Annotated in this window: 9 protein-coding genes and 2 pseudogenes; 5 read left to right on the top strand and 6 right to left on the bottom strand. The window is 70.6% G+C overall.

Annotated features, from left to right (window positions below):
* Positions 1-374 precede the first annotated feature (374 nt).
* Together lpdA and H5J33_RS14655 are read left to right on the top strand one after the other, a co-directional pair.
* Positions 375-1,775: a dihydrolipoyl dehydrogenase gene (gene lpdA / locus H5J33_RS14660; protein ID WP_181795351.1), complete on the top strand. Its 1,401-nt coding sequence runs from the start codon at positions 375-377 to the stop codon at positions 1,773-1,775.
* A gap of 133 nt (positions 1,776-1,908) precedes the next feature.
* Positions 1,909-3,375 carry a glycoside hydrolase family 9 protein gene (locus H5J33_RS14655; protein WP_258565078.1) on the top strand — a complete coding sequence of 489 codons (1,467 nt, stop codon included), beginning with the start codon at positions 1,909-1,911 and terminating at the stop codon, positions 3,373-3,375.
* Here the strand turns inward: H5J33_RS14655 and H5J33_RS14650 are convergent.
* On the bottom strand, positions 3,347-3,898 hold the full coding sequence (locus H5J33_RS14650; RefSeq protein WP_181795349.1) for a DUF3291 domain-containing protein: 552 nt from the start codon (positions 3,896-3,898) through the stop codon (positions 3,347-3,349). The genes H5J33_RS14655 and H5J33_RS14650 overlap by 29 nt on opposite strands.
* Positions 3,899-4,176: 278 nt before the next feature.
* Here H5J33_RS14650 and H5J33_RS37455 point away from each other — a divergent pair.
* Positions 4,177-4,305: pseudogene (locus H5J33_RS37455) on the top strand (IMP dehydrogenase); the annotation flags it as partial.
* A gap of 32 nt (positions 4,306-4,337) precedes the next feature.
* Here the strand turns inward: H5J33_RS37455 and H5J33_RS14645 are convergent.
* Positions 4,338-4,703, bottom strand: a complete 366-nt coding sequence (locus tag H5J33_RS14645; RefSeq protein ID WP_181795348.1) for a helix-turn-helix domain-containing protein — start codon at positions 4,701-4,703, stop codon at positions 4,338-4,340.
* 89 nt (positions 4,704-4,792) lie between these two features.
* Between H5J33_RS14645 and H5J33_RS14640 the strand changes: the two genes are divergently transcribed.
* Complete coding sequence (locus H5J33_RS14640; protein ID WP_181795347.1) at positions 4,793-6,400, top strand: MFS transporter; 1,608 nt, start codon at positions 4,793-4,795, stop codon at positions 6,398-6,400.
* Positions 6,401-6,439: 39 nt separating this feature from the next.
* Here the strand turns inward: H5J33_RS14640 and H5J33_RS14635 are convergent, their stop codons facing one another.
* From H5J33_RS14635 to H5J33_RS14620, 4 genes are all read right to left on the bottom strand, one after another.
* The gene (locus H5J33_RS14635; protein ID WP_181795346.1) at positions 6,440-6,895 is read right to left on the bottom strand and encodes a MarR family transcriptional regulator; all 456 of its coding nucleotides are present in this window, start codon (positions 6,893-6,895) and stop codon (positions 6,440-6,442) included.
* Positions 6,892-7,386: a MarR family winged helix-turn-helix transcriptional regulator gene (locus H5J33_RS14630; RefSeq protein WP_181795345.1), complete on the bottom strand. Its 495-nt coding sequence runs from the start codon at positions 7,384-7,386 to the stop codon at positions 6,892-6,894. The genes H5J33_RS14635 and H5J33_RS14630 overlap by 4 nt, the downstream gene beginning before the upstream one ends.
* Before the next feature lie 87 nt (positions 7,387-7,473).
* On the bottom strand, positions 7,474-7,659 hold the full coding sequence (locus H5J33_RS14625) for a DUF397 domain-containing protein (RefSeq protein ID WP_181795344.1): 186 nt from the start codon (positions 7,657-7,659) through the stop codon (positions 7,474-7,476).
* Complete coding sequence (locus H5J33_RS14620; RefSeq protein ID WP_181795343.1) at positions 7,656-8,525, bottom strand: helix-turn-helix transcriptional regulator; 870 nt, start codon at positions 8,523-8,525, stop codon at positions 7,656-7,658. Before H5J33_RS14620 ends, H5J33_RS14625 begins: the two co-directional genes overlap by 4 nt.
* Before the next feature lie 168 nt (positions 8,526-8,693).
* Here H5J33_RS14620 and H5J33_RS14615 point away from each other — a divergent pair.
* Positions 8,694-8,918, top strand: a pseudogene (locus H5J33_RS14615) (ATP-binding protein); the annotation flags it as partial.

Here is an 8,918-nt window from a genome sequence, read left to right as displayed (position 1 = left end):
GCCGGCCTGCTCGGCCGGTGGCGCCGGGTGAGCCGGGGCGGCCGCGCGGAGGGCGGCGGCGCATCCGCTCGATCTGCCCCCCGGGAGCACCCGGACACAACTGTTCTCCGTACCGTCAGGCACGTCGCCTATCCCCCTTAGACACGTTGCTCTGCAGCCGCTCGCAGCTTTCAGCCACGATGTGTAGGCATTCCGCCACGGCCGATCAATACCTATCACGGCACCGGACGGGCCGCCTCCAGAAAGAACGTGTCGAAGATCACTCCCGGAAAACCGATCGGCTGTTGGTAGCCTCACCATCCAACCGGCCGGTCCCCGGGGCCGATTCGAGTGGGTTGCGCGGGATGCGGCAGCCGGACGAGGATCAACTCCTTGTGAGCCAACATTTCGATGTCGTTGTTCTAGGAGCGGGCCCGGGCGGCTACACCGCGGCGGTTCGCAGCGCACAACTCGGCCTGTCCACCGCGGTGGTGGAGGAGCGCTACTGGGGAGGTGTCTGCCTCAACGTCGGCTGCATCCCCTCCAAGGCGCTGCTGCGCAACGCCGAGATGGTGCAGTTCGTCACGAACGAAGCCAAGGCGTACGGGATCTCCGTGGGCGACAACGTGTCCGCGGACTACCGGGTCGCCCACGAGCGCAGCCGCAAGGTCGCCGACGGCCGGGTCAAGGGCGTTCACTATCTGATGAAGAAGAACGCCATCACCCAGTTCGAGGGGCGGGGTGTCTTCACCGACGACCACAGTCTGACGGTGACCTACCCGGACGGGCGCACGGAAGCGGTGACTTTCGGCCACTGCATCATCGCCGCGGGCGCCACGCCCCGGCTGCTGCCCGGCACCTCGCTGTCGGACCGTGTGGTCACCTACGAGAGCCAGATCCTCAGCGAGACGCTGCCGGACAGCATCGTCATCGCGGGCGCCGGCGCCATCGGTGTGGAATTCGCCTACGTGCTGCGCAGCTACGGCGTGGACGTCACCATCGTGGAGTTCCTCGACCGCATGGTCCCGCTGGAGGACGAGGAGATCTCCAAGGAACTGGCGAAGCACTACCGCAAGCTCGGCATCGAGGTGCTGACCGGCACGGCCGTGGAGAGCATCGACGACTCGGGGCCGCGGGTCCGGGTGACCGTCGACAAGAACGGCGAGCGCCGGGCCCTGGAGACCGACAAGGTGCTCCAGGCCATCGGCTTCGCGCCGAACGTGCGGGGCTACGGCCTGGAGAACACCGGGGTCCGCCTCACCGAGCGCGGCGCCATCGACGTCGACGGCCGGTGCCGGACCAGCGTGCCGCACATCTTCGCCATCGGTGACGTCACCGCCAAGCTGATGCTGGCGCACGCCGCCGAGTCCATGGGCGTGGTGGCCGCGGAGACCATCGCGGACGCGGAGACCATGGAGCTGGACTACACCATGATTCCGCGGGCGACCTACTGCCAGCCCCAGGTGGCCAGCTTCGGCTGGACGGAGGCCCAGGCCCGTGAGCGGGGCTTCGACGTCCAGGTGGCCAAGTTTCCGTTCACCGCCAACGGCAAGGCGCACGGCCTGGGCCACCCCGTCGGCTTCGTCAAGATCATCAGCGATGGCACGCACGGCGAGCTGCTCGGCGCCCACCTCATCGGCCCCGAGGTCACCGAACTGCTCCCGGAGCTGACCCTGGCCCAGCAGTGGGACCTGACGGTCCACGAGGTCGCCCGCAACGTGCACGCGCACCCGACGCTCGGCGAGGCGGTCAAGGAGGCCATCCACGGCCTGGCCGGCCACATGATCAACATGTGAGGTGCCGGTGCCGCTCCCCCCTGGCCGGCCTGCGGTGAAGCGGGTCGGCCAGGGAGGCGGCAACATCCCTGGGACTTCTCCGGGACCGGCGGGCGCTCCGGCCGAGCTCTGGGGGCCGGCCGAAGTCATGCCGATGGCACGGCCCGCGTACGTGCTGCTCGCCCAGCTCACCGGCAAGCAGCGGTACGTCGACGACGCCAACCGGTGGCTGGACTGGTGGACGGTCGGTGTCGACGGGACCAAGGTGCGCTACTCGCCCGGCGGGCAGGCGGTCCTCGACAGCTGGGGATCGCTGCGGTACGCCGCCAACACCGCGTTCGCCGCGCTGTCGTACTCCGACTGGCTGACCGGCGACCCGGTGCGCAAGGCCCGCTACCACGACTTCGCGGTCCGGCAGATCGATTACGCGCTCGGCGACAACCCGCGCAAGTCCAGTTACGTCGTCGGCTTCGGCGCGAACCCGCCGACGAAGCCGCACCACCGCACCGGTCACGGCTCGTGGACCGATCAGCTCACCAGCCCGGTGGACAACCGGCACGTCCTGTACGGCGCGCTGGTCGGCGGGCCGAGCGCGGCGGACGACGCGTACACCGACGACCGGTCCAACTACGTGAACAACGAGGTGGCCACCGACTACAACGCGGCCTTCACGGGCGCCCTGGCCCGTTTGTACGCCGAGTACGGCGGCAGCCCGCTCGCCGGCTTCCCGCAGGCCGAGAAGCCGGACGGGCCCGAGATCTCGGTCCAGGCGTCCGTGAACGCCTCGGGTCCCGGCTTCACCGAGATCAAGGCGTACCTGATCAACAAATCGGCGTGGCCCGCACGCGCGCTGACACACGCTTCCCTGCGCTACTACTTCACCCTCGGCGGCGGGGTCACGCCCGACCGGATCAGCACGACCACCAACTACAACAAGTGCGGCAAGGTGTCCGGTCCGACGCACTTCGAGGGCGACGTCTACTTCGTCACCGTGGACTGCTCCAACACGGTGATCGCGCCGGCGGGCCAGTCGGCGTACCGCAAGGAGGTGCAGTTCCGCATCACCTCGGCCGGGGCGTGGAACCCCGCGGACGACTGGTCGTACCAGGGGATCCCGACGACGCCGGGCAGTACGCCGGTGGACGCGCCGCACATCGTGCTGGCGGAGGGTTCGGACACGCAGTGGGGGGCGGAGCCCGACGGCACCACGCCGACGCCCACACCTGCTCCGACTCCTACGCCCTCCCCCACGCCCACTCCGACGCCCACGCCCACTCCGACGCCCACCCCGACGCCGACGTCCCCGTCCGCCCCGTGCGCCGTGACCTACAGCGTGACCAGCACCTGGAACGGTGGCTTCACCGCCGATGTCGGTGTGCGCAACACCGGTGCGGCGGCCGTCGACGGCTGGCGGCTCGGTTTCTCGTTCAAGGGCGGCGAGAAGGTGACGAACGCCTGGAACGCCACCGTCTCGCAGAGCGGACCCGACGTCACCGCCGCGAACGTCGCGCACAACGCCGCGATCCCGCCGGGCTCCGGCGTGAGCTTCGGATTCCAGGGCACGGGCACGCCCGCCGGGACGCCCGCGGCCTTCACGCTGAACGGGAAGGACTGCGGCTGACCGCTACCGCCGGAGTCCCGTCCGGGGCGAACGGGTGGCGGAAGGTGAAGGCGTGCGGCGTGGAGCCGTGCTCGTGGAGGTGTTCCAGTCCGGCGACCCCGTCCCGCCAGGTGGGGGTGACGCCGTCGGGGACCCACCAGAACACGTGATTCGGGTGCGCTGCCCGCTCGAACCAGTCGTGACGCCGCTTCAGCGCCTCACGGTGCGGGCCGGTGTAGACGGCGTCGAAGGCGGGGCGCAGGCCGGTCCAGAGCGAGAGGCTCGCGGCCAGGGCGGTGGTCTTGGCCGTACGCCCCTTGTCGTACCAGGCCGGTACGGCGAACTCCCCCCACGCACCCCAGTCGGCTCCGAAGAGCACGCCCCGGTCGCCGTCCACCGCTTCGGCGTGCCCGAGGTATCCGGGCTGCCGGCTGATCTGCCGGTAGACGGCCCCGCCGATGTCGTAGAACTCCTGCGTGGCGGGTGCGGGATCCGCGAGCGGTGACTTGAGGACGCCGAACGTGTACAGGGCGAGGTGGGGCATGCGTCTCTTCCTGGCCGGGGGTGCCTGATGCGCACCCGGTTCGGCGGACGGCGCGGCGCGGGAAACCCCCGCGCGGCCGTGGGCAACCGCCGAAGACCAGCCGAAGGTAGCCGCCCGCGCGGCCCTTGTCGAAGTTGCGTTTTCCCCGCGTGAATGGCCTCTCGCACCGGCCCTGGCGGACTGATGACACCGCGGCCGGGGGGTGAAGGCCCGGTCCACGGTCGGCCGGCCCTCGCTGCCCCGGGTCTCGTGGCGGGAGCCGTAGGCGTCCTCGTGCCGGGAGCGTTTGTTTCTTCTCCCACGCCGGCCCGCGCGGCGGCCCGGCCCCCGTGCGCCGCTGCCGGCCCGGCCTGATCGACCGCGTCCCGACCGGCCGGATCGCCCCCGGCAAGGTCTTCGACCTCACCACCTCACCCTCCCCGCCGCCACCGTGACCTGGTCAGTCGGACGCACCGGTACCGGGCGGGGCCTCACGGCGCACGGTGTCGCGGTACCAGCGGCCCCACGCGTCCAGTTGCTCCGTGATGGAGTCCAGCGTGTGGCCCACGTCGGTGAGGGTGTACTCGACCCGCGGCGGGACCTCCCGGTACACGGTCCGCTCCACCAGCCCGTCCGCCTCCAGCTCCCTCAGCTGGCGGGTCAGCATGCGCTGGGTGACACCCGGCAGCGCACGCCGCAACTCGCCGAACCGGTGCGTGCCCGAGACCAGCTGTTTGAGGATGGCCAGTTTCCAGCGGCCGCCGAGCAACTCCATGGCGAACTCGACCGCGCAGTGATCCGAGGCTTCGTCCATCTTGGAACGCATCCCTGACCTCCATGGGTATACAGCCTGGTACTAGGTGACACGAATGACCGTACTTGCGACGGGAGTTGGTACTTGCCGACGCTGGGGCCATGACGGAGAGCAAGGCACCCGCCGCTGCCGGATCAGCCGACGGGAAGAAGAGGGCGGGCCGTCCGGCGAACGCCGGGGAGCCCGCGCGGCCGAACCTTCCCGCGAGACAGCGGTGGCTGGTGCTGGCGGTGGTGTCGGGCAGCCTCTTCCTGTGCGGCATCGACCTCACCGTCCTGCATGTAGCGGTGCCGAGCCTGAGCCGGGACCTGGAGCCGAGCCCCGCCCGGTTGCTGTGGATCGTCGACGTCTACTCCCTGACGCTCGCCGCCCTCCTGGTGACCTGCGGCACCCTCGGTGATCGCGTCGGCCGGCGCCGCATGGTGCTCAGCGGCTTCCTCACTTTCGGCGTCGCCTCCACCGCGGCCGCCTTCTCGGCCTCGACCACACAGCTCATCGCGGCCCGTGCCGCGCTCGGTGCCGGCGCGGCGATGATCATGGCGTCCACGGTGGCCATCATCCGGGTGGTCTTCCCCGACGACCGCGAGCGCGCCGTCGCCCTCGGCGTCTGGACCTCGGCGCACAGCGTCGGGGCCACCATCGGTCCGCTGGCGGGCGGTCTGGTCACCGGGAAATGGGGCTGGGGAGCGGTGTTCCTCGTCAACGTCCCCGTGATCGTCGTCCTCCTGGCCGTCGGCGCCCGCGTCATCCCCGAGTCACGCGACCCGGAACCCCGCCGCTGGGACGTGGCTGGCGTCGTGCTGTCGGTCACCGGTCTGGCCGGTGTCGTCTACGCGCTCCAGCAGGCCGGCGAACACGCCGGGCTGAACACCGTCATCGTCCTCACCGGGCTCGGCGGAGCCGCCCTGATCCACGCCTTCGTCCGGCGCCAACGACGCGTCGCCGACCCACTGCTGGACTTCGCCCTGTTCCGCGAACGCCGTTTCACCACGGCCACGCTGTGTGTCATCGGCTGCTTCGGCAGCTATGTCGCCCTGCTGTTCTTCCTCACCCAGTGGCTCCAGCAGGTGGGCGGGTACGCGCCGCCGCGTGCCGGGATGGCGCTGATGCCGTTGGCCGGCGCCAACGCGCTCGGCGCGGTCACGGCGCCCTGGGCGGCGAACCGATGGGGCAACCGCTGGGCGCTGACCGGCGCGCTCTCCCTGTTCGCCGTCGCGTACGCCGCCATCGCGGCCGTCGGCGACACCGCGCGCTACGGCGTCCTGCTCGCCCCGTTGCTCGCCGCGGGATACGGCGCCGGCATCGTCATGACCCTGGGCGCCGATGCCATCATGGGCGCCGCGCGGCCCGAGCGGTCCGGGGAGGCGGCGGCCATCCAGGAGACGGCCTTCGAACTCGGCGCGGGACTCGGTGTCGCCGTCCTGGGCACCGTCCTGACCGCCGTGTACCGCACGGACCTGCCCCGGGTGCCGGGTCTGTCCGAAGGCCAACGGGCCCGGGCCCGGGAGTCGTTCGCCGCGGCGGAGGACGTCATGGCACAGGTGCCGTCCCCGACCGCCCGCGAGCTGCTGCACTCGGCACAGCACGCCTACGACCGGGGCTTCACCGCGGTGTCGGCGATCGCGGCGGCCGGCCTGGCCGCCACCGCGCTCATGGCGGCGACCCTGCTGCGCCCGCGCCGGGGCACCGGGCAGACCGACGAACGCTGAAGCGCCAGAGCGGCCGGCGTCACAGGAACGGCCGGCGGGTCAGGCCGTCATCGCCGCGAGTTCCGCGTTGGCGCGCTCGGTGACCAGGGCGAGGACGCGGGCGGTGGCGGCCAGGTCGGCAGTGGGTATCCCGCTCCAGATGCGGGCGCTGACAGGAGCGATCTCCTCACCGACGGCGGCGATCAGCCCGCGCCCCGCGTCCGTGGGGCGAAGGTGCGGGCCGTCCGCCTCGAGCAGTCCCTTGGCGAGCAGTTCGTCGAGAGTGGCACGGATGCCTGCCGGATCGGCCTTGAGGGAGTGCTGGACCCCGGCGACGAGATCGTCCGGTGTCTGCGGGGCGCCGGCGGTGAGGGCGGCGCGCAGGGCGACCTGCTGCTGGAACGTCGTGCCGTGCCGGGCCAGGACATGCTCCAGGACGCCACGGGCGGCGTAGTGGGCCAGGCCGAGGTCACGGGAGTTGGCGAGGGGTTCGGTGGTGGACGCGGTGCTGGTCATGGTCTTGCCCCCTGAGTGCTCTGGTCGTGCGGTACGGATGGGTCGAGAGGCACGTCGAGCAGGGTCGTCAGCTCGTTGGTGAACGCCCGAGTCCGCGGGGCGCCGAGGCCGCCGAGCGGCTCCAGCAACTGCTGGAGCAGTTCCTGCACCACCCCGATGGCCTGCCGTACGACGGCCTCCCCGTGCTCGGTGAGGGCGAGCTGTACGGCGCGCGGGTCGCGCGGATTACGGGTGCGCTCGATCAGACCGGCCGACTCCAGGACGCGCGCCAGCTTCGAGACGTACAGCGCCTCCAGACCGGTGTGGTCGGCGAGTCGCCGCTGACTGGGCGACTCACCGGCGCGCTGCATGCCGTGCAGTGACGCGAGCAGTGAGTACTGCGCGTGAGTGAGACCAAGTGGAGCCATCGCCCGATCGACCGCGACGCGCCACTTGTTGGCCAGCCGCCACACCAGGAAACCGGGTGTCGGACCCGGCGAACCCTTGCTCATGCCAGTAGGTTACATGGCTACTATGTACATGGCTACTAAATCGTCGGCGTGCGGGGCGTACCGTCGCGTACGGCACGCCCCCGCGCGTCAGCCTCCGGCCGCGTACCGCACGAACCGCGCCCAACCGTCCCGCCCGACGGCGAAGTCCGGGCGCGTGACGTCCTTGGAGTCGCGCACGTGCACGGCCTGCTCCGTCACGGCAACTTCAACGCAGCTGTCGCCCTGGCTGCCGCTGTAGCTGGACTTGAACCAGGCGAGTTCCGTCGTGCTCATAGATCTCCTCGGATTTGCTCCAACAGACCCCGTGAGTACTTGGCGTTCAGGGCCTGCGAGCGCAGTGTGTCATAGCGCTGTTGCAGTAGGCTCACCTCTCTGAGATCGGAGATCAGGCGGCCGTTCTGCTGCCCCTCCGAGTAGGCGAGACGCTGACCCTTGGGAGTCTCCATGAGCTGGAGCGGCCCGTCCAGGCACGCATGCAGTCCGGCTTCCAGCGGCACGATTTGAAGCGTGACATTGCGCGGTGCGCTCAACTCCAGTACATGGTCGAGTAGCTCCCGCATCTGTTCGGCGTCCCCGAACCTCCGCCGGAACACATGCTCCTCGACGATGAAGCTGAACGGCGTCGTCGGTCGCTCGAACAGCATCCGCTGCCGCTCCATCCGCGTGGCCATGAAGTCCTGCAACTGGTCGTCCGGCGCCACAGGTACGGTTCCCTCGAACACCGCCCTCGCGTACGCAGCCGACTGCAAAAGCCCCGGCACCAGCCGGCACTCATACGTGCACAGACTCACCGCGACCTTCTCCAGCCTCGCCCAGCGTCGGAACCACGCCGCGAGGCCCGCCTCCCCCCGCGTCAGGAACTTCGCGGCCCTGCGGAGCGCGCCCGTGTTGCCCGAGGCCTCCTCCGCCCGTTCCACGAAGGACTCGTCGGGCATGCGCCTGCCCAACTCCACGGACTCCACGGTGTGCTTGGAGAACCGGACCAACCGCGCGAACTCCTCCCGGCTCAGGCCCGCGTGCTCGCGCAGGGCCTGGACGACCGCCCCGAACGTCCGAAGACTGTCGGAGGGATCGGGCTCCCGCTCCACCTCGCAGACCGCCAGGTCGTCATCGTTCTCGCTCGCGCCGCCGTGCGTCATCCGCGGCCACCTCCAGGTGCGTACGTTCCGTGCTGCGTCCCCCGCGCTCGACAACACCCACAGTGACGGCAGGGATTGCGTACTGTCCACCGAAAGTGCCCGTACGCTGACGCAGCGTACGGGGTGCGGCTCTGGAACAACGGTGTGCGCGCCCGCCATGGTGGTCCCATGACCCCCACGACACCCCAACTCCCCAACGTCACCGTACATTCGTTCTCCCAGCTGCTGTCCTCCACGCGCCGTGGCGCCCGCCTGGCGCGGCTGCTCGCCGTAGGGGAGCTGCACGCCTGGGGGCTGTCACCGGCCGTCATCGACCGCGCGGAGCAGATCGTCGCCGAACTCGCGGCCAACGCGGCCGTGCACGGGCGGGTGCGGGGGCGGAGCTTCCGGCTC

The organism is Streptomyces sp. WELS2, from assembly GCF_013870595.1.
Lineage (GTDB): Bacteria > Actinomycetota > Actinomycetes > Streptomycetales > Streptomycetaceae > Streptomyces.
The sequence above is the reverse complement of the archived record's forward strand: the minus strand, read 5'-3'. Positions and strand labels throughout refer to the sequence as shown.

Coding starts and splice junctions, on each gene's coding strand:
- H5J33_RS14655 (WP_258565078.1), top strand. CDS start 1,909: ATGGCACGGCCCGCGTACGTGCTGCTCGCCCAGCTCACCGGCAAGCAG.
- H5J33_RS14650 (WP_181795349.1), bottom strand. CDS start 3,898: ATGCCCCACCTCGCCCTGTACACGTTCGGCGTCCTCAAGTCACCGCTC.
- H5J33_RS14645 (WP_181795348.1), bottom strand. CDS start 4,703: ATGCGTTCCAAGATGGACGAAGCCTCGGATCACTGCGCGGTCGAGTTC.
- H5J33_RS14640 (WP_181795347.1), top strand. CDS start 4,793: ATGACGGAGAGCAAGGCACCCGCCGCTGCCGGATCAGCCGACGGGAAG.
- H5J33_RS14635 (WP_181795346.1), bottom strand. CDS start 6,895: ATGACCAGCACCGCGTCCACCACCGAACCCCTCGCCAACTCCCGTGAC.
- H5J33_RS14630 (WP_181795345.1), bottom strand. CDS start 7,386: ATGAGCAAGGGTTCGCCGGGTCCGACACCCGGTTTCCTGGTGTGGCGG.
- H5J33_RS14625 (WP_181795344.1), bottom strand. CDS start 7,659: ATGAGCACGACGGAACTCGCCTGGTTCAAGTCCAGCTACAGCGGCAGC.
- H5J33_RS14620 (WP_181795343.1), bottom strand. CDS start 8,525: ATGACGCACGGCGGCGCGAGCGAGAACGATGACGACCTGGCGGTCTGC.